The sequence below is a fragment of the Pseudomonas fluorescens genome (assembly GCF_019212185.1).
Classification (GTDB): domain Bacteria; phylum Pseudomonadota; class Gammaproteobacteria; order Pseudomonadales; family Pseudomonadaceae; genus Aquipseudomonas.
In genome coordinates, this window is sequence record NZ_CP078138.1 from 4570181 (window position 1) to 4595864 (window position 25684).

22 protein-coding genes, 1 other RNA gene and 1 pseudogene are annotated in these 25684 nt (G+C 61.5%); 12 read left to right on the forward strand and 12 right to left on the reverse strand.

The window, feature by feature from the left end; genetic code table 11:
- Window positions 1–186 (forward strand): CcoQ/FixQ family Cbb3-type cytochrome c oxidase assembly chaperone, encoded by a 186-nt coding sequence (locus KW062_RS20255; protein WP_003175465.1) that lies wholly within the window; start codon window positions 1–3, stop codon window positions 184–186.
- Entirely contained in the window at window positions 183–1160 is a 978-nt protein-coding gene (gene ccoP, locus KW062_RS20260) for a cytochrome-c oxidase, cbb3-type subunit III (RefSeq protein ID WP_027617999.1), read from the forward strand. The genes KW062_RS20255 and ccoP overlap by 4 nt, the downstream gene beginning before the upstream one ends.
- Before the next feature lie 81 nt (window positions 1161–1241).
- Here the strand turns inward: ccoP and KW062_RS20265 are convergent, their stop codons facing one another.
- A complete protein-coding gene (locus KW062_RS20265; RefSeq protein WP_033866084.1) occupies window positions 1242–2246 on the reverse strand; it encodes a metallophosphoesterase family protein in 1005 nt (334 codons plus the stop codon).
- Window positions 2247–2633: 387 nt separating this feature from the next.
- On the opposite strand from KW062_RS20265, the gene ccoG reads away from it, so the two are divergent.
- From ccoG to KW062_RS20305, 8 genes are all read left to right on the forward strand, one after another.
- A complete protein-coding gene (gene ccoG / locus KW062_RS20270) occupies window positions 2634–4049 on the forward strand; it encodes a cytochrome c oxidase accessory protein CcoG (RefSeq protein ID WP_105754520.1) in 1416 nt (471 codons plus the stop codon).
- Between the two features lie 11 nt (window positions 4050–4060).
- A complete protein-coding gene (locus tag KW062_RS20275) occupies window positions 4061–4600 on the forward strand; it encodes a FixH family protein (protein WP_027618002.1) in 540 nt (179 codons plus the stop codon).
- A gap of 120 nt (window positions 4601–4720) precedes the next feature.
- Window positions 4721–7168 carry a heavy metal translocating P-type ATPase gene (locus tag KW062_RS20280; protein WP_105754519.1) on the forward strand — a complete coding sequence of 816 codons (2448 nt, stop codon included), beginning with the start codon at window positions 4721–4723 and terminating at the stop codon, window positions 7166–7168.
- 21 nt (window positions 7169–7189) lie between these two features.
- Window positions 7190–7417 carry a cbb3-type cytochrome oxidase assembly protein CcoS gene (gene ccoS / locus KW062_RS20285; protein ID WP_027618004.1) on the forward strand — a complete coding sequence of 76 codons (228 nt, stop codon included), beginning with the start codon at window positions 7190–7192 and terminating at the stop codon, window positions 7415–7417.
- Entirely contained in the window at window positions 7410–8093 is a 684-nt protein-coding gene (locus KW062_RS20290) for a sulfite exporter TauE/SafE family protein (RefSeq protein WP_027618005.1), read from the forward strand. The genes ccoS and KW062_RS20290 overlap by 8 nt, the downstream gene beginning before the upstream one ends.
- Window positions 8094–8192: 99 nt before the next feature.
- Entirely contained in the window at window positions 8193–9575 is a 1383-nt protein-coding gene (gene hemN / locus KW062_RS20295) for an oxygen-independent coproporphyrinogen III oxidase (protein ID WP_105754518.1), read from the forward strand.
- A 112-nt stretch (window positions 9576–9687) separates the two neighbouring features.
- Window positions 9688–10422, forward strand: coding sequence for a fumarate/nitrate reduction transcriptional regulator Fnr (gene fnr / locus KW062_RS20300; RefSeq protein ID WP_027618007.1), 735 nt, complete (start codon window positions 9688–9690; stop codon window positions 10420–10422).
- Window positions 10423–10500: 78 nt separating this feature from the next.
- Entirely contained in the window at window positions 10501–11049 is a 549-nt protein-coding gene (locus KW062_RS20305; RefSeq protein ID WP_027618008.1) for an adenine phosphoribosyltransferase, read from the forward strand.
- Window positions 11050–11216: 167 nt separating this feature from the next.
- On the opposite strand, the gene KW062_RS20310 is transcribed toward KW062_RS20305, so the two are convergent.
- The 5 genes from KW062_RS20310 to dnaX form a co-directional block, all read right to left on the reverse strand.
- Window positions 11217–12365, reverse strand: a complete 1149-nt coding sequence (locus KW062_RS20310; protein ID WP_105754517.1) for an acyl-CoA dehydrogenase family protein — start codon at window positions 12363–12365, stop codon at window positions 11217–11219.
- 78 nt (window positions 12366–12443) lie between these two features.
- The gene (gene recR / locus KW062_RS20315; RefSeq protein ID WP_105754516.1) at window positions 12444–13046 is read right to left on the reverse strand and encodes a recombination mediator RecR; all 603 of its coding nucleotides are present in this window, start codon (window positions 13044–13046) and stop codon (window positions 12444–12446) included.
- 76 nt (window positions 13047–13122) lie between these two features.
- The gene (locus tag KW062_RS20320) at window positions 13123–14157 is read right to left on the reverse strand and encodes an NADP-dependent oxidoreductase (protein WP_105754515.1); all 1035 of its coding nucleotides are present in this window, start codon (window positions 14155–14157) and stop codon (window positions 13123–13125) included.
- A 166-nt stretch (window positions 14158–14323) separates the two neighbouring features.
- Entirely contained in the window at window positions 14324–14662 is a 339-nt protein-coding gene (locus KW062_RS20325; RefSeq protein WP_008028561.1) for a YbaB/EbfC family nucleoid-associated protein, read from the reverse strand.
- Between the two features lie 65 nt (window positions 14663–14727).
- Window positions 14728–16755 carry a DNA polymerase III subunit gamma/tau gene (dnaX, locus tag KW062_RS20330; protein ID WP_027618012.1) on the reverse strand — a complete coding sequence of 676 codons (2028 nt, stop codon included), beginning with the start codon at window positions 16753–16755 and terminating at the stop codon, window positions 14728–14730.
- 145 nt (window positions 16756–16900) lie between these two features.
- On the opposite strand from dnaX, the gene KW062_RS20335 reads away from it, so the two are divergent.
- A complete protein-coding gene (locus tag KW062_RS20335) occupies window positions 16901–17650 on the forward strand; it encodes a substrate-binding periplasmic protein (protein WP_027618013.1) in 750 nt (249 codons plus the stop codon).
- A gap of 11 nt (window positions 17651–17661) precedes the next feature.
- Here the strand turns inward: KW062_RS20335 and KW062_RS20340 are convergent.
- Window positions 17662–18567: pseudogene (locus KW062_RS20340) on the reverse strand (diguanylate cyclase domain-containing protein); the annotation flags it as partial.
- Between the two features lie 393 nt (window positions 18568–18960).
- Here KW062_RS20340 and KW062_RS20345 point away from each other — a divergent pair.
- Complete coding sequence (locus KW062_RS20345; protein WP_027618014.1) at window positions 18961–19275, forward strand: helix-turn-helix domain-containing protein; 315 nt, start codon at window positions 18961–18963, stop codon at window positions 19273–19275.
- Window positions 19276–19360: 85 nt separating this feature from the next.
- Here the strand turns inward: KW062_RS20345 and KW062_RS20350 are convergent, their stop codons facing one another.
- From KW062_RS20350 to zipA, 5 genes are all read right to left on the reverse strand, one after another.
- Window positions 19361–20539, reverse strand: coding sequence for a GGDEF domain-containing protein (locus KW062_RS20350; RefSeq protein WP_105754514.1), 1179 nt, complete (start codon window positions 20537–20539; stop codon window positions 19361–19363).
- A 181-nt stretch (window positions 20540–20720) separates the two neighbouring features.
- Window positions 20721–20817, reverse strand: an RNA gene (ffs, locus tag KW062_RS20355) — signal recognition particle sRNA small type.
- 125 nt (window positions 20818–20942) lie between these two features.
- On the reverse strand, window positions 20943–22106 hold the full coding sequence (locus KW062_RS20360; protein WP_105754513.1) for a zinc-binding metallopeptidase family protein: 1164 nt from the start codon (window positions 22104–22106) through the stop codon (window positions 20943–20945).
- 70 nt (window positions 22107–22176) lie between these two features.
- The gene (gene ligA / locus KW062_RS20365; protein ID WP_105754512.1) at window positions 22177–24534 is read right to left on the reverse strand and encodes an NAD-dependent DNA ligase LigA; all 2358 of its coding nucleotides are present in this window, start codon (window positions 24532–24534) and stop codon (window positions 22177–22179) included.
- A 143-nt stretch (window positions 24535–24677) separates the two neighbouring features.
- Window positions 24678–25532, reverse strand: a complete 855-nt coding sequence (gene zipA / locus KW062_RS20370) for a cell division protein ZipA (protein ID WP_027618018.1) — start codon at window positions 25530–25532, stop codon at window positions 24678–24680.
- Window positions 25533–25684: the final 152 nt, after the last annotated feature.

Here is a 25684-nt window from a genome sequence, read left to right on the forward strand (position 1 = left end):
ATGGATATCGGGATGATTCGTGGCCTGGGCACCGTTGTCGTGATGGTTGCCTTTATCGGCCTGGCCCTGTGGGTGTTCAGCCCCAAGCGCAAGTCCGAGTTTGAAGACGCGACCTTGCTGCCTTTCGCGGATGATCCCGAAGCCATCAAGCACGTCGAGCAAGCTTCTAGGAGTAACAAAGAATGACTACGTTCTGGAGTCTGTACGTCACAGTCCTCAGTCTGGGTACCATCTTCGCCCTGACCTGGCTGCTGCTGTCGACCCGCAAGGGCCAGCGCGCCGAGCAGACGGATGAAACCGTTGGCCACTCGTTCGACGGGATCGAGGAATACGACAACCCGTTGCCGAAATGGTGGTTCATGCTGTTCGTCGGCACCATCATCTTCGCCTTGGGTTACCTGGCGCTGTACCCGGGCCTGGGTAACTGGAAAGGCCTGCTGCCAGGCTACACCTACCTGGACAACGAGAAGCAGACCCCCTTCGCCAACGGCCAGTCCGGCTGGACCGGTGTTCACGAGTGGGAAAAGGAAATGGCCAAGTCGGATGCCAAGTTCGGGCCGATCTTCGCCAAATTCGCGGCCATGCCGATTGAAGAAGTGGCCAAGGACCCACAAGCCCTGAAGATGGGAGGCCGTCTGTTCGCCTCCAACTGCTCGGTTTGCCACGGTTCCGACGCCAAGGGCGCCTACGGCTTCCCGAACCTGACCGACGCCGACTGGCGCTGGGGCGGTTCGCCGGAAGAAATCAAGACCACCATCATGGGCGGTCGCCACGCCGTCATGCCGGCCTGGGCTGAAGTGATCGGTGAGCAAGGCGTCAGCGATGTGGCTGCATTTGTCCTGACCAACCTCGATGGTCGCAAGCTGCCGGAAGGCACCAAGGCCGATCCGGTTGCCGGGCAGAAACTGTTCGCCACCAACTGCGCGGTTTGCCATGGTCCTGAAGGTAAAGGCACACCCGCCATGGGCGCGCCAAACCTGACGCACCCGGCCGCCTTCATCTACGGTTCGAGCTTCGCTCAACTGCAGCAGACCATCCGTTACGGCCGTCAGGGCCAGATGCCTGCGCAAGAGCAAATGCAGGGTAACGACAAGGTTCACCTGCTGGCCGCCTACGTTTACAGCCTGTCTCACGGTGAGAAGGCTGCGGACGCCGAGTAAGGCTAACGCTGCTTGATGCAACACTAAAACGGCCCCGCCAGATAACTGACGGGGCCGTTTTGCATAATGGCGCAAAGCCTTTTAGTAACGGACTTCAATCTCCGACTCGACCTGCCGGCTGGGCCAATTGTTTGCCCTAACCCGATTGACCGTCAGGGTCTTGCGGTCCTTGGAGAAACTGGCAATCAGATAGGTCTGCTGTGACGCCGAACCGCTGAGAAACACCGGCACCGTACCGAACTGCTCCGACGCGCTCCAGTAGCGACCCGAATACTCGTGATAATGACCGGCGAACACCGCCGTCACCCGATATCGCTCGACCATGCTGCGCAACCGCTCGAGCTGTTGCCCATCCCCAGCCCAGTCCCGCGGTTTGTGCATGCTCAGGATGACAATCCGGCCCTGCTCACGGGCCTTCCTCAAGATGCCTTCCAGCCAGTCCAGCGAATCATTGATCTCGAACTCTTTGGCGCTGATCCAGGGCACCCCGGTGCTGAAGGTGGCGGTGTAGGTCGGCTCATTGTGCAACTGGACCAACAACAGATCGCCAAAGGTTTTCGCATAGGCCAGGCTGCCGTAATAAATGTCGGTATTGCCCAACACCCGTACGCCGAAATCCATGCTGTCGACCTTGCCCCAGTAACGCTCCTTGATGGCCTCGACACTGGCGGCGGCACAACGATTGAGAAAGCAGTCATCGACGTTGTTTTCGTAGTCGTGATTGCCCAGGCCGTAGTCGTAGGTCCGTTCCAGCTTGGCATCGAGGATCGGCATCACCACTGAACGCTGCCAGTCATGACCGTACGCGGTGATGTCGCCATTGATCATCACCGGCACCCGGCTGGCGCCGCCGAAGTTCTTCCTGAAGTCGGCAACATCCGCGTATTGGGTTTCGATCAGCCACTTCGAGCGGGCGTCTCTTTTTGCATCGGTCTCGGGCTGCCCTTCGTCGGAGCTTTCGCTCCAGGGATACTGAGGATCGGAGGTGAAGACAAGATGAGCGGGTGGATCATGGGTAGCTGCAGACAGGGCTGCCGGCGCAACGCAAAAAACCGCCAGCAGTGCGGCGATCCTGTAACAGGTCATGGGCTTCATAAAAGTCCTTTTTCATAAAGGGTGAGTGGTGTCGTTTCAGGCCGAACCTGAACGGAACACAACTTACTGACCCTCAATGAATCGGGACAGCCCCCTGACCCGATGCAATTAATTGCCGATATTTCAGGGTAATGGCGGCGCGCCACCTGCTGATCGCGAGAGTGGTGCCGGCAAAATCGTCCATACTGAACAAGTCAATTGACCTGCATCATGATTTGTTACATTTGCTACACCATTCAGGGCCTTCCCCCAACGCGACCAAAGGTCGCACCCTTGAGCTAGAGCTACAGGCGTATCATTAAGCCACTGCAATAGCCTTTTTGACCCCGGTTGGCACGTACTGACCGAGGCATTTTTCCACTGCCGTGGGATGCATCGATGAGCAATCAGATTCCTGTACACGACGTCACTCCGCCCGCCAAGAACGCGAACAACAGCGTCGACCTCTACGCCTCCCGGGAAAAAATCTACACCCGCGCCTTCACCGGTCTGTTCCGCAATTTGCGGATGATGGGCGGCGCCGGCCTGTTCCTGCTGTACTTTGGCACGGTCTGGCTCAATTGGGGTGGCCACCAGGCCGTCTGGTGGAACCTGCCGGAACGCAAATTCTTCATTTTTGGCGCGACATTCTGGCCCCAGGATTTCATCCTGCTGTCCGGCCTGCTGATCATCGCCGCCTTCGGCCTGTTCTTTATTACCGTGTACGCCGGACGCGTCTGGTGCGGCTATACCTGCCCGCAGAGTGTCTGGACCTGGATCTTCATGTGGTGCGAAAAAGTCACCGAAGGTGATCGCAACCAACGCATCAAGCTCGACAAAGCGCCAATGAGCGCCAACAAATTCCTGCGTAAACTCAGCAAACACTCGCTGTGGCTATTGATCGGCTTTGTCACCGGCATGACCTTTGTCGGCTATTTTTCGCCGATCCGCGAACTGGTGATCGAGTTTTTCACCGGGCAAGCCGATGGCTGGTCGTATTTCTGGGTCGGTTTCTTCACCCTCGCCACCTATGGCAACGCCGGCTGGCTGCGTGAGCAAGTGTGCATCTACATGTGTCCGTATGCGCGCTTCCAGAGCGTGATGTTCGACAAGGACACCCTGATCGTCTCCTACGACCCGCGCCGTGGCGAAGCCCGTGGTCCACGCAAGAAAGGCGTGGACTACAAGGCCCAGGGCCTGGGCGACTGCATCGATTGCACCATGTGCGTCCAGGTCTGCCCTACCGGGATCGATATTCGTGACGGCCTGCAGATCGAATGCATCGGCTGCGCGGCCTGCATCGACGCCTGCGACAGCATCATGGACAAGATGAACTATCCACGCGGGTTGATCAGCTACACCACCGAGCACAACCTGTCCGGGCAAAAAACCCATAAACTGCGCCCGCGCCTGATTGGCTACGCCCTGGTCCTGCTGGCGATGATCACCCTGCTGATCACCGCGTTCTTCATGCGCCCGCTGGTGGGTTTCGACGTCAGCAAGGACCGCGTGCTGTATCGCGAGAACGCCGAGGGGCGAATCGAGAACGTCTACAGCCTGAAAGTCATGAACAAGGACCAGCGCGACCACACCTACGTCCTCGAAGCCGCCGGCCTGCCGGACCTGCGACTGCAGGGCAAGCGCGAGATCAACGTCGGTGCCGGTGAGATTTTCAGCATGCCGGTCGAGCTGTCCAGTTCACCAGAACAATTGCCGTCGAGCACCAACGAGGTGAAATTCATCCTCCGCGATGCCGAAGACGACAGCGTCCACGTTGAAGCCAAGAGCCGATTCATCGGCCCACAAATTCGTTGAGAGAAGTCATCATGCCTGCAGCAAACGTCACCAGCCCCTGGTACAAGCACCTCTGGCCATGGATCATCATCGGCATCCTGGCCTGCTCGGTGACACTGACCCTGTCGATGGTGACCATCGCGGTGAACAACCCGGACAACCTGGTCAACGACAACTACTACGAGGCCGGCAAAGGCATCAACCGCTCGCTCGACCGCGAGTTGCTGGCCCAGAACCTGCAATTGCGCGCCAACGTACACCTGGACGGCATGACGGGCGAAGTCACCCTGCACCTGACCGGCGACAGCCAGCCACAGACCCTGGAACTCAACCTGATCTCGCCGACCCAGCCAGAGAAGGACCGCAAGATCATCCTCACCCGCAGTGAAACCGAGCAAGGTCGCTACGTCGGCCAGGTCAACGACAAGGTTGAAGGCCGGCGTTTTGTCGAATTGCTGGGCAGCCAGGACGACCATATCTGGCGCATGTTCGAAGAAGAACAGGTCAGCCACGACAAGGACCTGCTGCTGGGCGATGAGCCGCTGCAAGGTGCTGAAGACCTGAAGCGGTAACCCTGCGCTTCGCGCATTCGCGAGCAGGCTCGCTCCCACAATGGATCTCCAGTGTCCAAGAAACAGGTGGGAGCGAGCCTGCTCGCGAAGAGGCCCTTGCGGACAACATAGATTTATCAGATGACCACCCCACTCCCCTGCTACCACTGCGCCCTGCCCGTCCCCTCCGGCAGCCGCTTCACCGCCGTCGTGCTCGGGGAGTCCCGCGAGTTCTGCTGCCCGGGTTGCCAGGCGGTGGCCGAAGCGATTGTCGCCGGCGGCCTGGACAGCTATTACCAGCACCGCAGCGAAGCCTCGGCCAATCCCGACGCCTTGCCAGTGCAACTGGTGGACGAACTGGCGCTGTACGATCGGGCCGATGTGCAGCAACCTTTCGTGCGTCATGAAGGCGACCTCGCCGAAACCACTTTATTGATGGAAGGTATCAGCTGCGCCGCCTGCGGCTGGTTGATCGAAAAACACTTGCGCAGCCTGCCCGCCGTGGCCGAGGCCCGGCTGAACCTGTCGAACCATCGCCTGCACGTGCGCTGGGCCGACAGCCAACTACCCCTGAGCCAGGTGCTCAGCGAACTGCGGCACATCGGCTACGCCGCCCACCCGTATCAGGCCGACCGCGCCAGCGAGCAATTGGCCAGCGAAAACCGCCTGGCCTTGCGTCAACTGGGAGTCGCCGGGCTGCTGTGGTTCCAGGCGATGATGGCAACCATGGCCACCTGGCCGGAATTCAACATCGACCTCAGCCCGGAACTGCACGCCATCCTGCGCTGGGTCGCGCTGTTTCTCACCACACCCATCGTGTTCTACAGTTGCGCGCCGTTCTTCAAGGGCGCCATGCGCGATCTGCGCACCCGCCACCTGACCATGGATGTATCGGTCTCACTGGCCATCGGCGGCGCGTACCTGGCCGGCATCTGGACCTCGATCACCGGGGTCGGAGAACTCTACTTCGACGCGGTCGGCATGTTTGCGCTGTTCCTGTTGGCCGGTCGCTACCTCGAACGTCGCGCCCGCGAGCGCACCGCCGCGGCCACCGCGCAACTGGTCAACCTGCTGCCAGCGTCCTGCCTGCGCCTGGGAGCCGATGGTCAAGCCGAGCGGATCCTCCTCAGTGAACTGCGCCTGGGTGATCGAGTGCTGGTCCATCCCGGCGCAATCCTGCCGGCGGACGGCAAGATTCTCGAGGGCCAATCAAGCATTGATGAGTCGCTGCTGACCGGCGAATACCTGCCACAAGCACGCGCCCGTGGCGATGCCGTGACCGCCGGCACGCTGAACGTCGAAGGCGCGTTGACCGTCGAAGTCCTCGCCCTGGGCCAAGACACCCGGCTGTCCGCCATCGTCCGCCTGCTGGACCGCGCCCAGGCGGAAAAACCGCGACTGGCGGAAATCGCCGACAAGGCAGCGCAGTGGTTCCTGTTACTGTCGCTGGTGGCCGCCGCTGCTATTGGCCTGCTGTGGTGGCAACTGGACGCCAGCCGCGCCTTCTGGATTGTTCTGGCGATGTTGGTCGCCACCTGCCCTTGCGCCCTGTCGCTGGCGACGCCGACCGCCCTGACCGCCGCCACCGGCACCCTGCACAAGCTCGGCCTGCTGCTGACCCGAGGCCATGTGCTCGAAGGCCTGAATCAGATCGACACAGTGATTTTCGACAAGACCGGCACGCTCACCGAGGGCCGCCTGGCGTTGCGTGCGATCAGGCCGCTGGCGGACCTCGACAGCGATCAGTGCCTGGCCCTCGCCGCCGCCCTGGAAAACCGCTCCGAACACCCGATTGCCCGCGCATTCGGTCGCGCTCCGCTGGCCGCCGACGAAGTCCTCAGCAGCCCCGGCCTGGGCCTTGAGGGTCAGGTCGGGACGCAACGCCTGCGCATTGGCCAGCCGGCCTTCGTCTGCGCCCTCAGCGGCTGCGCGGTGCCGGCAATGCCCGACGAGGCCGGCCAGTGGTTGCTCTTGGGCGATAGCAGTGGCGCCCTCGCCTGGCTGGTCCTCGACGATCGACTGCGGGCCGACGCGCCTGCCTTGCTCGCGGCCTGCAAGGCGCGGGGTTGGCGCACGCTGCTGCTGTCGGGCGACAGTTCGCCGATGGTCGCCAGTGTTGCCGCCGAGTTGGGCATAGACGAAGCCCGAGGCGGCCTGCGCCCGGACGACAAACTGCAGGTATTGCAGCAACTGCATCAACAGGGACGCAAAGTGTTGATGCTCGGTGACGGGGTCAACGACGTGCCGGTGCTCGCCGCCGCCGACATCAGCGTGGCCATGGGCTCGGCCACCGACCTGGCAAAAACCAGCGCCGATGCGGTGCTCTTGTCCAACCGCCTGGACGCGCTGGTACAGGCCTTCAGCCTGGCACGCCGGACCCGCCGGGTGATTATCGAGAACCTGCTGTGGGCCGGGCTGTACAATGGCCTGATGTTGCCGTTCGCCGCCCTCGGCTGGATCACTCCGGTGTGGGCCGCCGTCGGCATGTCCATCAGTTCGTTGACCGTGGTGCTCAATGCCTTGCGCCTGACCCGCCTGCCCAAGCAGGTTGCCAGCACCCCGACACAGACCCGCGCGTTGCCGGCCTGAGCCGCTCGCCATGGAGTACCGATGCCAGCACTCTACGTGATGATCCCGGCGGCGCTGCTGATTGTCGCCATCGCCATCTACATCTTCTTCTGGGCCGTCGACAGCGGCCAGTACGACGACCTCGACGGTCCGGCCCACAGCATTCTGTTCGACGACCAGGATCCGAACCACAAGGCGGCGATCAACGAGGCCGACGGCACGCCAACGCCGCCAGCCAACCCCCAAGACAAGACACCTCCCCATGCTTGAACTGGCGCCACTGCTGGTCTCGGCACTGATCCTCGGGCTGCTCGGTGGCGGCCATTGCCTGGGCATGTGCGGTGGCCTGATGGGCGCCCTGACCCTGGCGATTCCCAAGGAACAGCGCAGCCGGCGTTTTCGCCTGCTGCTGGCGTACAACCTGGGTCGAGTGCTCAGCTACGCCACTGCCGGCCTGCTGATTGGCCTGGCGGGCTGGGCAATGGCCAACAGTCCGGCGGCGCTGTTCATGCGAGTGCTGGCCGGCCTGCTGCTGATTGCCATGGGCCTGTACCTCGCGGGCTGGTGGAGCGGCTTGACCCGCATTGAAAGCCTCGGACGAGGTCTGTGGCGGCATATCCAGCCAATGGCCAACCGCCTGCTACCGGTTTCCAGCCTGCCTCGCGCCCTGCTGCTGGGCGCTCTGTGGGGCTGGCTGCCGTGCGGACTGGTCTACAGCACGCTGCTGTGGTCGGCCAGTCAGGGCAACGCCCTCGACAGCGCCTTGCTGATGCTCGCCTTCGGCCTCGGCACCTGGCCGGTATTGCTGGCCACCGGCCTCGCCGCCGAACGGGTCACGGCGCTGCTGCGCAAACGCAGCGTGCGCACGAGCGGCGGCCTACTGGTCATCCTGTTCGGCCTTTGGACCCTGCCTGGGCCGCACCAGCACTGGCTGATGGGGCACTAGACGCCGGCAGGCCCATGTCAGCGTTGATACAAATCAACATGCCCCGCCGGGCATCCCCCTAGACTGGCGCCATTGCCAGCCTCTCCGGGAAATGCCCGCATGCTCGACACCATTCGTTGGGACACCGATCTGATCCGCCGCTACGACCTCGCGGGCCCCCGCTACACCTCCTACCCGACAGCGGTGCAATTCCACAGCCAGGTCGGCAGCTTCGACCTGTTGCACGCCCTGCGTGACAGCCGCAAGGCCCAGCGCCCGTTGTCGCTGTACGTGCACCTGCCGTTCTGCGCGAACATTTGCTATTACTGCGCCTGCAACAAAGTCATCACCAAGGACCGAGGCCGGGCCCTGCCCTACCTTCAACGCCTGGAGCAGGAGATCCAGTTGATCGCCTGCCACCTCGACCCCGGACAGACCGTCGAACAACTGCACCTCGGCGGTGGCACCCCGACTTTCCTCAGTCACGACGAACTGCGCCAACTGATGGCGCAACTGCGCAAACATTTCAATTTGCTGGAGGGCGACTCCGGGGACTACGGCATCGAGATCGACCCACGGGAAGCCGATTGGTCAACCATGGGGCTTTTACGCGAACTGGGCTTCAACCGGGTCAGCATCGGCCTGCAGGACCTCGACCCGGCCGTGCAACGTGCCGTCAATCGCCTGCAGAGCCTGGACGAAACCCGTGCCGTGATCGACGCCGCGCGCACCCTGCAGTTTCGCTCAATCAACATCGACCTGATCTACGGCCTGCCCAAACAGACCGCAGAGAATTTCGCCCGCACCGTCGAAGAAGTCATCAGCCTGCAGCCGGACCGGCTCTCGGTCTTCAACTACGCCCATCTCCCTGAGCGGTTCATGCCACAGCGGCGCATCAACAACCAGGACTTGCCCAGCCCTGCGGAAAAACTGCAGATGCTGCAGCGCACCATCGAACAATTGACCGCCGCCGGATACCGCTACATCGGCATGGACCACTTTGCCCTGCCCGATGACGACCTGGCCATTGCCCAGGAGGAGTCGACCCTGCAACGCAACTTTCAGGGCTACACCACCCATGGTCATTGCGACCTGATCGGCCTCGGCGTATCGGCCATCAGCCAGATCGGTGATCTGTACTGCCAGAACAGCAGTGACCTGACTGAATACCAAAACGCCTTGGCCAGCTCGCAACTGGGCACCAGCCGCGGCCTGATCTGCAATCAGGATGACCGGATTCGTCGTGAGGTCATTCAGCAACTCATCTGCAATTTCCGCCTCGACTTCGCTCATATCGAACACCGCTTCAATCTGGATTTTCGCGGCTACTTCGCAGAACTTTGGCCCCAATTGATGGCCATGACCGATGACGGCCTTATTTCGCTCGACAGTCAGCGCATTGAGGTATTGCCGGCGGGACGGCTGCTGGTGCGCTCGGTGTGCATGGTGTTTGACGCGTATTTGGAACAACAGAATCGCCAGCGCTTCTCGCGGGTAATTTGACCCTTTTATTTTCCCCGGATGGCCTGCGCCATAATGCCGCGCACTGGTCTGATGGTCCTCACGTGGGTTACCCTTACACCTTATGTGTGTTCTTCCCACAAGGATCTAAGAAATGTCCGAGCCAGTTAAGCTGCGCGCTCACAGCCAGGCCCATTGCAAGGATTGCAGCCTGGCCCCCCTCTGCCTTCCGCTTTCGCTGAATCTGGAAGACATGGATGCGCTGGACGACATCGTTAAACGCGGTCGACCGCTGAAAAAAGGCGAATTTCTGTTTCGTCAGGGCGACAAGTTCGACTCAGTGTTTGCCGTACGCTCAGGTGCACTGAAGACCTTCAGCCTCAGCGACACTGGCGAGGAGCAAATCACTGGCTTCCATTTGCCGAGCGAGCTGGTCGGCCTGTCGGGGATGGACACCGAGACCCATCCGGTGTCGGCCCAGGCCCTGGAAACCACCTCCGTGTGCGAAATCCCCTTCGAGCGCCTCGACGAACTGGCCCTGCAACTGCCGCAATTGCGTCGTCAGTTGATGCGGGTGATGAGTCGGGAGATTCGCGACGATCAACAAATGATGCTGCTGCTGTCGAAGAAAACCGCTGACGAACGCATCGCCACATTCCTGGTCAACCTATCCGCGCGTTTCCGAGCCCGCGGCTTCTCGGCCAACCAGTTCCGCCTGGCCATGTCACGCAACGAAATCGGCAATTATCTGGGCCTGGCGGTGGAAACCGTGTCGCGCGTGTTTACCCGCTTCCAGCAGAACGAGCTGCTCGCCGCCGAAGGCAAGGAAGTGCATATCCTTGACCCGATCCAGCTGTGCGCACTGGCCGGCGGCTCCGTCGAAGGCTGATGCCGTGCACGCGGCCGGGCGAACCTGCCCGGCCGCCGTTATACTCCTGCGTTTGCAGCCTGCCAGGACATCTCGACGATGCTCATCGACACTTTCGACATCAAATCCCTGATCCGCCCCGTGATCGACTTCCCCAAACCAGGCGTGATTTTCCGTGACATCACCCCGTTGTTCCAGTCGCCCAAGGCCCTGCGCCTGGTGATGGACAGCTTTGCCCATCGTTATGTCGAAGCCGAGTTCACCCACATTGGCGCCATGGATGCCCGCGGCTTCCTGATCGGCTCAGTGCTCGCCTACCAGTTGAATAAACCCCTGGTGTTGTTCCGCAAGCAGGGCAAACTGCCAGCGGACGTGCTGGCCGAGGGTTACCAGACCGAGTACGGCGAAGCCTTCCTCGAAGTCCACGCCGACAGCCTGTGCGAAGGCGACTCGGTGCTGATGTTCGATGACCTGATCGCCACCGGCGGCACCCTGATCGCCGCCGCCAACCTGGCACGGCGCATGGGCGCGAAAATTTTCGAAGCGGCGGCGATCATCGACCTGCCGGAACTCGGCGGCTCGCAGCGCCTGGAAGACATGGGCATCCCGACCTTCTGCCTGACGCAGTTTGGGTTGTCCGAACAGTAGGCGGTGTCGGTCCTGGCGCTATCGCGAGCAGGCTCGCTCCACACAGATTTGGGGGTGACTGCGATATCTGCGCCTGTGGAGAGAGAATCTGCTTGGGTGGTGACCTCTGGGCCGACCGGGATTTGGATATGTACTCCGCCTCCCCCCAGAGGCCGCCATAGCGCAATCTACAGCCCCATCTGCTTGCTGATGATCTCGTTCATCACCTCCCGCGTGCCGCCGCCGATCGACAGGATGCGGTTATCGCGGTACAGACGTTCAACCAGACTGTCACGCATGTAACCCATTCCGCCGAGGATCTGCACCGCGTCGTGGGTGATGCGGTCGGCGGTGTCGGTGGCGAAGTTCTTGGCCATGGAAATTTCCTTGATCACACTCTTGCCGGCGGCCATTTTCGCCGCCTGGCGATAGGTGAACTCGCGGGAGACTTCCAGCGCCGTGGCCATTTCCGCCAGGCGATGCTTGAGCACCTGGAACTTGCCGATCGGTTTGCCGAAGGCTTCGCGCTGGCGCGCCCAATTCAGGCTCTCTTCCAGCGCGAGTTGGGCGGTCATGTTAGCCATGAGGGCCAGGGCCAGGCGCTCACTCTGGAAGTTGCCCATGATGCAGGCAAAGCCCATGTTCTCGGCGCCGATCAGGTGCTCCACCGGCACCCGGCAATCGTCAAAAAACAGCTCAGCGGTGTCCGAAGCCCACCAGCCCATTTTTTTCAGCGAGCGCCCGACGGTGAATCCGGGGGTGTCCTTCTCGATCAGTAACAGGCTGATGCCGCCAAAACCGGGCTCGCCGGTGCGCACCGCGACTGTGTAGAAATCCGCGCGCACGCCGCTGGTGATAAAGGTTTTGCTGCCGTTGACCCGGTAGTGGTCGCCGTCGCGCACAGCGCGGGTCTTCAAGTTGGCGACGTCGGAGCCGCCGCTGGGTTCGGTCACCGCCAGGGCACTGATTTTTTCGCCGCTCAGCACTTGGGGCACGACGCGCTCACGCACCTGGGCACGCGCCCATTTGACGATCGGTGGCAAAGCGATATCCAGCGACCCCAGCCCGGCGACCAGTCCGCCCGATCCGCAGCGCATCAGTTCCTCGCTGGCCGCGACCTTGGCAAACAGGTCGCCTTCATGGCTGCCCCCCAGGGCTTCGGGGTAACCGATGCCAAGGATCCCGGCGGCGCCGGCCTTGCGGTAGAGCTCGCGAGGAAAGCTCTCAGCCTCTTCCCACTGCGCAATGTCGGGCAATATTTCGTGCTCGACGAAGCGTCTTACGCTATCGCGGATACATTCATGGCTGGGATCGAAGTATTCCTGAAAGGCAGGCATCGGCAAACTCCACTGAAGGGTTCAGCGAAGTTAACCGAGCGCTTGCTTGGTTTTCAACCGAATTGTGCGTACAGCCCCTTAGAGTGAAATCGGTTTGCGCCCTGCAAACGAATGCGCCAGGGTGCCGCCGTCCACCAGTTCCAGTTCGCCACCCAAGGGCACGCCATGGGCGATACGCGAGGTGATCAGGCCCTTGTTGCTGAGCAGTTGGGCGATGTAGTGGGCCGTGGCTTCGCCTTCCACCGTCGGGTTGGTGGCCAGGATGACTTCTGTAAAGGTACCGGCCGCTTCGATGCGCGCCAACAGCTGCGGAATGCCGATGGCCTCCGGCCCCAGACCGTCAAGCGGCGACAAATGCCCCTTGAGCACGAAGTAGCGACCACGAAAGCCGGTCTGCTCGACGGCATAGACGTCCATCGGGCCTTCCACCACACACAGCAGGCTGTCGTCGCGTCGACTGTCTGAACATTGCGGGCACAGATCGTCTTCGGTCAGCGTCCGGCACAGGCGGCAATGCCCGACTCCTTCCATCGCCTGGCTCAGGGCCGAAGCCAGTCTTGAACCACCGCTGCGGTCGCGCTCGAGCAGTTGCAACGCCATGCGCTGGGCGGTTTTCTGACCCACGCCTGGCAAGGTGCGCAGGGCGTCGATCAGTTGGCGAATCAAAGGGCTGAAGCTCATGGGGAAAGGTCCGACAAAACAACGAGACGCGGTTTATACCCGCGCCTCTGGCCAGCGTCAAATGCTCATGTTCGGCTCAGTCATTAGCAACCCGCACCACCAGCTTGCCGAAGTTGCGCCCCTCCAGCAGCCCGATAAACGCCTCAGGCGCCTGCTCCAAACCGTCGGCCACGTCCTCGCGAAATTTCACCTTGCCCTCACGCACCCACGGCGCCATGGCCTTGAAGAATTCCGAGTGACGATCACCGTAGTCGTCAAACACGATAAAGCCCTGCATTCGCACGCGCTTGGTCAGCAAAGTACGCTGCAGCAGCGGCATGCGATCGGGGCCCGCCGGGGCCTCAGTGGCGTTGTACTGGGCAATCAAGCCACAGACCGGAATCCGTGCCCTGGGCTTGAGCAATGGCAGCACCGCATCGAACACCTTGCCGCCGACGTTCTCGAAATAGATATCGATGCCGTCGCCGCAGGCCCGGGACAATTGCTCGGCAAAGTCCTCTGCCTTGTGGTCGAGACAGGCATCGAAGCCCAGCTCATCCACCACGTAGCGGCATTTATCGGCGCCGCCAGCCACGCCAATCACGTTCAGGCCCTTGATCTTCGCCACCTGCCCCACCACCGACCCCACGGCCCCGGAGGCCGCCGCCACCACCAGGGTTTCTCCGGCCTGGGGCTGACCGATGTCCATCAGGCCCATGTAGGCAGTCATCCCCGGCATGCCGAGCACACCCAGCGCCATGGACGGGCTGGGCAACCCCGACGGCAGCGGAATCAGCGCCCGGCCATCGCTGATGCTGTGGCTCTGCCAGCCCGTGGCACCCACCACCAGGTCGCCCTCCTGGAACTTCGGATTCAGCGAGCGCTCGACCCGACTGACAGCGCCACCGGTCATTACTTCACCGATCTCCACCGGCGCCGCGTAGGACGGTGCGTCACTCATGCGACCGCGCATGTAAGGATCGAGCGACAGGTACAGGGTCTTGAGCAACACCTGGCCCTCGGCCAGGTCCGGCAGGGCTTCACGCTCCAGGCGAAAGTTCTCCGGGGTCGGCGCACCGACCGGCCGGGAAGCCAGTACGATTCGTTGGTTGAGGGTCAGTTCGTCAGGCATGTCAGCGTCTCCTTGAGCGATGGATTCAGGGGTATAGGAGCAGACCGCGGGACACCGCAGGTGTTCGATGTTTCGCTGGCCGTGGTGACCAGGCGGGCGCCGGAAACAAAAATGCCAGGCGGGTTGCCTGGCATTTCTTGTAGTCCATCTGCCGCGCTGATGCGAATCAGAATGGCAGTTTCATGCCCGGCGGCAGTTGCATGCCAGCGGTCATGCCGGACATTTTGTCCTGGCTGTTGGCTTCGATCTTGCGCACGGCATCGTTGACGGCCGCAGCGAACACCGCCTCGAGCATCTCTTTGTCGTCTTCGCTCAGGCCTTCAACCAGGCTTGGGTCAATGGTCACGCGCTTGACGTCGTGACGACCAGTCATTACCACGGTGACCATATCGCCACCGGCTTTACCGGTGACTTCGGCGTTGGCCAGCTCTTCCTGCATCTTGGCCATTTTTTCCTGCATCTGCTGCGCCTGCTTCATCAGGCCGGCCATGCCACCTTTCATCATGGGAATCACCTCAAAGTACGTGGATCAAAACGGCGCTCGGCCAGTGGGCCGAACGCCTTCAGTTATTAACCCTGGGTGACCAGGGCCTCGACAGGTTCAATAGTATCGTTACGGATCACCGCACCGAACTGCTGCATCATTTGCTGGATGAACGGATCACCGTGGATCGAATCCTCAGCCTCGCGCTGGCGATCGGCACGGCGCCGCGACGCCGCCTGGGCCGGGGTTTCCTGCTCCGGCTTGATCAGCTCGATGGTCAGCGTCAGGGTGCGCTGGTGATACTGGTTCAGCGCATCGTTGAGCCGGCGCTGTTGGGTCGCATTGAACAGGGCACTATGCGCCGGGTCCAGGTGCAGCAGCCAATGGTCGCCATCGACGGCAATCAGCGTGCAGTTGGCGGCAATGCTCCCGGTCATCCCGGAAATCGGCAGTTTGGCGAACAGTTCCAGCCATTGCAGGGCCAGGCCCGTCGCCGGCATCGCAGCGGGTTCCGGTTCCGGCTCGGGCGCAGGTTCGGCAGCGTGCTCGCTGGCCAGTTCATCCAGGTAGCTGTAGGCCGAATCCATGTCCGGCTCGATGTAATCCTCATCCAGCGGTGGCTCGTCGTCCAGGTCCATGCCTGGCGTGGCGGCGTCGACTTCGGCCACGGACGGCTCGGGAATCGGCGCGGCGGCCCATTCCGGTGCGTCGGGGACCACGCTGTCGGGTACTGGCACGGGCATCGGCGTCAGGTCCGGCTGCTCGGCGACGGTCTCCAGCACAGGCTCGTCCTGCACCGGGATCGGATCGTTCCACGGCAGGTCGACGACCTCCTCCGCCACCACCGGCGCAGGCTCCACTTCGGCGACCACAGCCGGCGTCTCAGGCTGCGGCACGGGGGCCACGGGCGGCGCTGCTGAAGGTGCAGGCGGCACTACGCGCTGCGGGACCGCCACTGATTGAGCGGAATCAACTGTGGCCTGGCTGATCCCCACTGGCTTTAGTGGCTGTCTCGGCGCATCGGCGGTGTCCGCCGGGCGGAAAGCCAGCATCCGCAGCAGGACCATCTCGAAGCCGCCACGGGGGTCTGGCGCCAAGGGCAAGTCGCGGCGCCCGATCAAGCCCATCTGGTAATAGAACTGCACGTCTTCGGCGGGCAGGGCCTGGGCCAGCGCCAACACCCGGTCACGGTCGCCGTGGCCGTTGTCGACGCCTTCCGGCAACGCCTGAGCAATCGCCACCCGATGCAACACGTTGAGGATTTCCGAGAGCACGCCGTTCCAGTCCGGGCCCTGCTCGGCCAAATGGCGTACTGCCTCAAGCAGCGCCTTGGCGTCGCCTTCGATCAACGCATGCAGGACATCGTAGACCTGGCCATGATCCAGGGTGCCGAGCATCGCCCGCACATCGGCAGCCATCACCTTGCCTTCACCGAAGGCGATCGCCTGGTCGGTCAGGCTCATGGCATCACGCATCGAGCCGTCGGCCGCGCGACCGAGCAACCACAGCGCGTCGTCTTCGAACGGCACATTCTCGACACCCAGGACGTGGGTCAAATGCTCGACCACCCGTTCCGGCGTCATGTTCTTCAGAGAGAACTGCAGGCACCGCGACAAAATCGTTGCAGGAAGTTTCTGCGGGTCGGTGGTCGCCAGGATGAACTTGACGTACGGTGGCGGCTCTTCGAGGGTTTTCAGCAGCGCATTGAAGGAATGGCTGGAGAGCATGTGCACTTCGTCGATCAGGTAGACCTTGAAGCGCCCACGGCTCGGCGCGTACTGCACGTTGTCGAGCAGCTCCCGGGTGTCCTCGACCTTGGTCCGGCTCGCGGCGTCGATTTCGATCAGGTCGACGAAGCGCCCTTCGTCGATTTCCCGGCACACCGAGCAGGTGCCACAAGGCGTCGACGTGATGCCTGTTTCACAGTTCAGGCATTTGGCTATGATCCGCGCAATGGTGGTCTTGCCCACGCCGCGCGTACCGGTGAACAGATAGGCGTGGTGCAGCCGCTGGCTGTCCAAGGCATTGATCAGAGCCTTGAGCACATGGGTCTGGCCGACCATTTCGCGGAACGAGCGCGGACGCCATTTACGTGCAAGAACCTGATAACTCATCGAAAACCGTCGCGACTGGGAAACAGAAGCCGGTAATGCTAGCGGAGCAAGGGCAAAATTGCATCCGGTGTGCTTGGCTAATCTGGCTAAGCTGGTGTTCGGGGGGCGTTTTAATCGGCGTCTGGCAGTATTTGTTGGAGACTGTATGCGTTCAGCCTTGGGGGCTTTGATGTTATTCAGCGCCAGCACGATCGCGGCGCCGACACCACTGCGTTTCGCCATCACCGACAGTTGGACGATGCCCATGGTGCAGATCGAACAGGGTCGTCCGACCCAGGGCATCCTCCACGATGCGATGCTCAGCCTGGCAACCCAGGTTGGCATGCCTGCCGAATTTCATGTCCTCGCTCGCGCCCGGGTGCAAAACGCCATGGAGCACGGCGAAGTCGACATCCGTTGTTATGCCGCGCAATCCTGGCTGCCCAACCAATCCGGCGACTATATCTGGAGTGTTCCCCTGTGGTTTCAACGCGACCTGCTGCTAAGCAGCCAGGCCAGCCACGCGCCGGTGACGCTCGCCCAGCTGGCGCCGCAGAGTATCGGCACCGTGCTGGGCTACGACTACCCTGCCCTGCAACCGCTCTTCGACAGCGGCCAATTGCGGCGCGATGACGCACGCAACCAGCAGCAAGTCCTGCAAAAACTGCGGGCCGGGCGCACGCACTACGCCGTCAGCAATCAATGGACACTGGAATGGTTCAACCAGAAACTGCCGCCCGAGCGGCAGATGAGCGCCGTCGCGGTACTCCAGGAAAACCACCTCGGCTGCTACCTGCGCAATGATCCTGCCCTGCCGGTACAACGGATTCTGCGCACCTTGTTGAAGATGAAAATGTCCGGGGAGATCGACGCCATCATCCAGCTGTACACCGGCACGCCACCGACGCAGCCCTAGACGCCAGACCGACGGTGGGTCGCCCTGACCTCGTGATCACGGCGCACATCGAAAAAATGAAAGCGATTGCGCCCGCTTTGCTTGGCCACGTACATCGCCTGGTCGGCGTGACGCAGCAGGGTATCGGCATCTTCGTTGTCGAACGGAAACTGGGTAACGCCAATACTGGCGCAGACCTGGACCTCATGCCCGAGGATCGAATACGGAGACGAAATCGCCCCGAGTATGCGGTTGAGCACCCCGCGCAACTCGGCGATATCGTATACATAGCGCAAGATCAGCACGAACTCGTCGCCGGCCAACCGTGCCACTACATCTTCGCTGCGCACCATGCTGCGCAGGCGCTTGGCGACCTCGACCAATAGCAAGTCACCGCTGGCATGGCCATAGCCGTCATTCACCGCCTTGAAGCCATCGAGGTCGAGCATGCACACCGCCAGGGGCACTTCTTCGATTCGCGAGCCCTCCAGCGCCTGATTCAACAAGTCGGAAAGGAACGCTCGATTGGGCAGCCCGGTCAGTACGTCATGCCCCACCCGCCACTGCAGTGCGTGCAGCAGCCGGCGCTTTTCACTGGCATCAAAGGCAATCGACAGATAACGATGGACCCGCCCGGACACCGGCTCCAGCACCGGCAACAGGGTGCAGTCGACCCAATACAGGCTGCCGTCCTTGGCGCGATTGCAGATTTCACCCTTCCAGACGTTGCCCAAGGCAATGGTGCGCCACAATGTGGCGAAGAATTCCGCCGGGTGCAGGCCGGAATTAACCAAGCGATGGTCGGCGCCCAGCAGCTCGTCTCGCCGATAGCCGGAAACACTGCAGAATTGATCGTTGACGTAGGTAATCCGGCCATCGAGGTCGGTTTCGCAGAACAAGGCAGCGGCATCCACTGCCTTGCGGTATTTCTCATCCATGAGTCTGGCCCGTTGTGGCTAGCGGTCGTAAGGTTCGACCAGTGCGCAACGCCCGGAAGAGGTGTGTAAGCGGGAACAGGATTGCCCGGCAGCGGGTGAAATCAGATGCACATCAACACTCCATGAACGGCGGGTGATGGCCCACGAATAGCCAAAGAACAACTAGTCTTAGCGACCTCGTACCCGCCTTACGCGACGCCTCGATCGGCGAAATCGCGGCCGATGATGGCCGTTTCATATCGTCTCAACCCCGATATTCAGGTGCCGAAATACCCGTAAGAAAGCGCGATTCTACGAAATACATCACATTTTGCAAGACAAGGTAATGAATCATGCAGTTGTGCAATGCCAAAATCTATCGTTAAGTTCTTGATTCTAAATGGGAATTGAGCGATGCAGATTTCAAGTTTGGGTCCAGCCATCAAACGCTATCGCAAGGTAGCGGGGCTCACTCAGGCTGAACTCGGCGAAAAAACCGGTTTTGACCCCAAAACCATCAGCCGCTTCGAAACCGGCACCTATACCCCCAGCGTGGAAGCACTGTTTACGCTTGCCAGCGCTCTGGGAGTGAAGCTCAAGGTATTTTTCGCCGATTATGGCGACGAAGACGAACAGCGAGCCTATCTATTCGGTGTCATACACAAAGCCCCCCCAAAGGATCTGGGAAAGCTGATCGCAGCGGTTGATCACGCCTTGTCCAAGCCTTAGAGCCGGTTACAGAACACAGCAGTGGCAACGCCCGACGTTGCCACTGCTGTGTTGCGCGCGCGATAAAAACCCTGGGTAGCGCCGCTCAACCGACGGAGAGCGACGCATGAGCGCCACGGGTGCGATCCACCAGGCGGATTCGGTCGCGACCGCTGCGCTTGGACTCATACAAAGCTGAGTCGCCCTGCTCAATCAAGGGGGCGAGACTGGCGGGTGGCTGGTCGAACAGGCTTGCGCCCATGCTCAGGGTGACCGGCTCAGGGGTCACGAACGCTTGCTCGGCGGCGTGCTGGAACTGCTTGCGCAGCGCTTCGCCCAGGCCGACAACCTTATCGTTCGAGGCGTCGTTCAACAGGATCACGAACTCATCGCCACCCAAGCGGGCGACCAATGCCCCCTCGGGCAATACCCCACGAATCAACTCGCTGAGGGTGACCAGCAGGCGATCCCCGGCGGTATGCCCATACAAGTCATTCACCAGTTTGAAGTTATCGATATCGATCAACAGCACCGCACCCGGATGCGTCGCAGAGACCGAGCCCAGCAGACGCGGCGCCCGCACCTCGAGGGCCCGCCGGTTGTACAGCGCGGTCAGCGGATCACGCGCCGCCAGGCGGGCGATCTGCCGCTCCCGTCGGTAGCGCTCGGTGCCGGTCATCGACAGCGCGATCAACATGATTGCTATCGCCCCCTCGACCAGCGAAATCTGAATGATCTCGCCGCGAAAGGCCGCCAGATCAATAAGGGTGCCAGGAATGACCGCGGTCATGGCTTTGATCAAATAGAAAAGCCCATGACCCAGCAGCACGTAGCGCAACTGCACCGCACCAATACTCAACGACCGGCCATGGGGCCGAAGCAACAAGCTGGCCCGCATCATCAGCACGGCAACCAGCAGGGAGTTGGCCATCAGCATGATCTTCGACCACGACGGCTCATTCGGCAGCAACAGCAGCCCCAGCCAAAGCAGGAAAATCAGATACCAGCCACGAGACAGCCGCTGCTGGGTAAACCGCGCCACTCCCAGCAGGAAAAACCAGTGAGCAACGATCAGCAAGCCGTTGGCGAACCAGATACCGATCAGCAAAAAGCCATTGACCCGCAGCAGGGCCAGGGTCGAACCCACGGAAATCGTCGCAAAGCCCGCACTCCACAACAGCAGCGACGACTCCCCAATAATCCGCCACTCGATCGCCAGATACAGCGCAGCTGCGCCGGCAAGGGCAATTGAAAGCATCAATAGCGTGGGGGGATCGAGCGCCATGGGAGACTGCCTGGGAGAAATCGGCTGATAGGCCGCGAGTGTAAGCGTTTGCCAGGGATTTTCGCAGCAGAAGCGCTTCAGTTGAGCGATCGGAAACGACGAATAGCGCACAGAGCGCTGACAATTTGAATTTTTTTCGAAGAGTGCCCTGAGAACTCAAGGACTTAGAGATAGGTGGTAACCCCACCAGCCACACCCCGGCACACAATGTTCCCGCTGTGGCTGCTTCCTTCCGGATCTGACCAGGTTCACGGGTAATCGTTGCGGGGGGACCGATGGGGTCACCATAACGACACTCGCCAGTCGGCGAGCCGCGCCATTGTACCTATCTGCGACGAAGTTACAACCGTTCACGCAGATTAAAAAACATGAGTCCGTTCAATGACCTGCGATAGCCCCGGTTTCATTGCACGAGCACCTCGTCAGCCCTGCCGCCCTGCTCCTGAATCACCAGGTGGATGAAATGCAATTTGCCGATGACGGCGGGCGATAGGACGAAGGGGTAGAAGTCTGGCTGCCCCATGCTGCGCGACAGTTCGTTGAGCATGCCAGCCAGTTCGATCCAGGCATTGACGAAGGCGAGGAACGCCGGTGCACTGGGGTCCTGCGGATCGTAGAGCACGTTCGAAGGGAAGGGTTGATAGTCGAGGTCCATTTCCCGCGCGCTCATGCCGAAACCCAGGGCTGTGTCGAGGGCATCCATCATGTGCAGGTAATGCGCCCAGGTTTCCGCCCAGTCCTCCCAGGGATGCATGCTGGCATAGGCGCTGACATGCCGTTCCGGCCACCCCAGGGGCGCACCCTGACGATAATGGCGTTGCATCGCTTGAGCGTAGTTGTCGCGCTCGTCGCCGAATAAACGGCGAAAGTCATCGAGCCACGGACCGCCAGCGATCAGCCGATCCCAATAGTAGTGGCCGATTTCATGACGAAAATGCCCGAGCAAGGTGCGATAGGGCTCGTGCATCTGCAGTCGGACCTGCTCGCGGTGCGCATCGTCGGCCTCGCGGATATCCAGGGTGATCAGGCCGGCGGCGTGGCCGGTGGTAGGCAACTGGCCCTCAAGGTCGACACCGACAAAATCAAAGGCCAAGCCGCGTTCGGCGTCGGCATACTTGCCCATCACCGGTAAACCCAGGCCAAGTAACTGCGCCACCAGTCGCCGCTTGGCGGTCTCGACCTTGCGCCACAGCTCATGGTTTTGCCGGATCGACAGATCGGGGATGGTCTGGTTCAGGCTGCAGGCCAGGCAATGCGCGCCGGGATCCGCGAGCGGCACCAGCCAATTGCAGGCCGCCGGGGTGTCGAGGTTGGCGCAACGGCGAAATAGCCCGGCGTCCGCTCGCGCATCGAGCAGCCAGGTGCCCGGCTCAACACCCGCCTGTAACGACGAAACGCAGGCATGTCCAGGCGCATAGCCCAGCACCGCCGAACAGGCCAGGCACTGGCTGTTGCGAAAAAACACCGCCTGCCCGCAACGACACTGCCAGACCTTGCTGTCGCGCGGGCTTGCGCCGATGAAGGGTGCGGCAATACGCGAGCTGAGTTGTTCGAAGAAGCGCTGCATGACGATCTCTCCCGGGGCACCCAAGTCTAGATCCCCCGGCAGCGCCGAACGTTCCTTTTTTTCGCCGCAATCAGACGCTGATACCGTGCCCCGCGAGAAACGCGACAAATGCCTCTTCGTCCAGCACCTTGAGTCCCAGCTCATTGGCTTTGACCAGTTTCGAGCCAGCGCCCGGCCCCGCCACCACGCAATAAGTCTTCGCCGACACCGAACCCGCCACCTTGGCACCGAGGCTTTCCAGTTTGTCCTTGGCCACGTCGCGACTCATCAGCTCCAGCGACCCGGTGAGGACCCAGGTCTGCCCGGCCAGCGGCAAGCCTTCGACGACCTTTTTCTCGCTCTGCCAGTGCATGCCGAAGTCGCGCAGTTGCTGTTCGGCCTGCAAGGCTTGCTGGCGGTGCTCAGGGACTGCAAAGAACTCACGCACCGCATTGGCCTGTTTTTCCGGCAGCGCCTGGCGCATATCCAGCCAGTCGGCGTCGATCACGGCCTGCAAGCTGCCGAATTTGTCCGCCAGTTTTTGCGCGCCGCCAGGGCCAACCGAGGGAATGTGCAGCTTGTCGAGCAGGCCACCTAGAGTGGTACTGGCGGCAAACTCGGCACCCAGTTCGCCCTGATCCTGAATCTGCAGGCCGTGCTCCAACAGTTGCTTGATCACCTGCTGGTTATGCTCGTCGCTGAAAAAGCTGTGGATCTCGTAGGCCACTTCCAGGCCAACGTCCGGCAGATAGGTCAGCACCTGCGGCAATGCCTGCTGCACCCGCGCCAGCGAGCCGAGGGAGCGCGCCAACACCTTGGCGGTCTCCTCGCCGACATCGGGAATGCCCAGCGCATAAATAAAGCGCGCCAGTGTCGGTTGTTTACTGTCGGCAATCGCCGCCAGCAGATTCTTGCTCGACAGTTCGGCGAAGCCTTCGAGATCGACGATCTGCTCGAAGGTCAGTGCGTACAGATCGGCCGGCGAACTGACCAACCCCTCGTCGACCAGTTGCTCGACGCTCTTCTCCCCCAGGCCTTCGATGTCCATGGCCCGGCGCGATACGAAATGAATGATCGCCTGCTTCAACTGCGCGCCACAGGCCAGGCGCCCAACGCAACGGTAGACCGCGCCCTCAGTCACGGTTTCCTTGCCCTTGCTGCGCTTGACCAGTTGCGTGCGTTCGACGTGGGAGCCACAGACCGGGCAGCTTTCGGGAATCTGCACCGCGCGTGCGTGCTCCGGACGCCGCTCGACGACCACCTGCACCACTTGCGGGATCACGTCGCCGGCGCGGCGGATAATCACGGTGTCGCCGATCATCAAGCCCAGGCGCGCCACTTCATCCATGTTGTGCAACGTCGCATTGGAGACGGTGACGCCCGCCACTTTCACCGGCTTGAGCCGTGCTACCGGCGTGACCGCCCCGGTACGACCGACCTGGAATTCCACATCGAGCAACTCGGTCAGTTCTTCCATGGCCGGGAATTTGTGGGCAATCGCCCAGCGAGGCTCACGCGCGCGGAAACCCAACTCACGCTGTGCGGCAATGCTGTTGACCTTGAACACTACGCCGTCGATCTCGTAGGGCAGCGCATTACGCCGCTCGCCGATATCGCGGTAGTAATCCAGGCACTCATCAATGCCCTTGGCCAGTTTCAGCTCGCGACTGACCGGCATGCCCCAGGCCTTGAGTTGCTGCAAGTTGCCGATGTGGGTGTCGGCAATGTCTTGCGAGACCTGACCAATGCCATAGCAGCAGAACTCCAGCGGACGGCTGGCGGTGATTTTTGAATCCAGCTGGCGCAGGCTGCCCGCCGCCGCATTGCGCGGGTTGGCAAAGGTCTTGCCACCGACTTCCAACTGCGTGGCGTTGAGGCGCTCGAAGCCGGCCTTGGACATATAGACTTCGCCGCGCACTTCGAGGGTTGCCGGCCAGCCGCTGCCCTGCAGCTTGAGCGGGATGTTGCGCACCGTGCGCACATTGACGCTGATGTCTTCGCCGGTGGTGCCATCGCCGCGCGTGGCGCCACGCACCAGCGCACCGTCCTGATACAACAGGCTGACCGCCAGGCCGTCGAGCTTCGGCTCGCAGCTATATTCCACTTCAGCGCCGGCGCCGAACAGGTCACCGACCGGCAAATCCAGGCCTTCGGTGACGCGTCGATCGAACTCACGCATGTCGACTTCTTCGAAGGCGTTGCCCAGGCTGAGCATCGGCACTTCGTGACGCACCTGGGTGAACGCGGTCAGCGCCGCGCTGCCGACGCGCTGGGTTGGCGAATCGGCCGTGACCAGCTCCGGATTGGCCGCTTCCAGCGCCTTGAGCTCATGAAACAGGCGATCGTACTCGGCATCCGGAATGCTCGGCTCATCCAGCACGTGGTAGCGGTAGTTGTGCTGATCGAGCTCAGCGCGCAGGGCCAGGATGCGTTTTTCGGCGGCGTTCATCGGTGTTCTCTCATAATGCAAAAGAGCAGCCGAGGCTGCTCAATTTGTAGATGCGGTGCAGATTCATTGTAGGCGTTGGCGACTTCAAGGACGCCATCGCCGGCAAGCCGGCTCCTACAAGGATCATTCACAACGGGGCAATATCAGCGCTTCTGGGTCAGGGCGCGACGTTCGAACTCGACGATGCGCTGACGGTAATGCTCGATGGTTTGCGCGGTCAGTACGCTGCGCTGATCATCCTTGAGCTCGCCGTTCAGTTCCTGGGACAGCTTGCGCGCCGCTGCCACCATCACGTCGAAGGCCTGCTTCGGATGACGCGGGCCCGGCAAGCCGAGGAAGAAGCTCACCGCCGGGGTGCTGAAGTGATCGATGTCGTCCAGGTCGAAAACACCCGGCTTGACCGCGTTGGCCATGGAGAACAACACTTCGCCGTTGCCGGCCATGCTTTCGTGGCGATGGAAGATATCCATCTCGCCGAAGCGCAGGCCGCTTTCGAGAATATTCTGCAGCAGCGCCGGGCCTTTGAAGCCAGCGGCATCACGGCAGATCACGCTGATCACCAGCACTTCTTCCGCTTGCGGCTGCTCCTTATCGGAGGCGCTGCTGGAAACTTTGCCTTCGTCCGGGAAATCATCGTCACGGCTGCTGAAGCTCGGGCCGCCATCCAGATCCAGGTTGAGGTTCAAGTCACCCTGCGCCGGCTCGCTGTGACCGCGCTTGCCACGCTTGGAACCCGATTCACGAGGCTCGCGGGCCGGCATGCTCACCGACGGCAGATCATGCTCGTCCAGTTGCGGTTCTTTGTGGGTATCCAGCACGCGCGGCGGGCCCAGCACTTCGGCGCCGCTGTCTTCGTCGGGCAGGTTGGACAGGTTGCGGTCCAGGCGAAACTTGAGCTTGCCCTTGCCGCCGCGCATGCGCCGCCAGCCATCAAAAAGAATACCGGCAATGACAATAATGCCGATGACGATCAGCCACTCGCGCAGACCGATTTCCATGTAATCCCGTGCCTCTATGAAAAATGCTGAAAAATAAGGGGTTTACAACCTGTAAACCGCTTTAAAACGTGGAGCCAACTCTATGTTCTGACAGGCTTTTGCCCACGTACACGAAAAATTGATCTTAAACTAGCACGACCAAAGGTAACTTT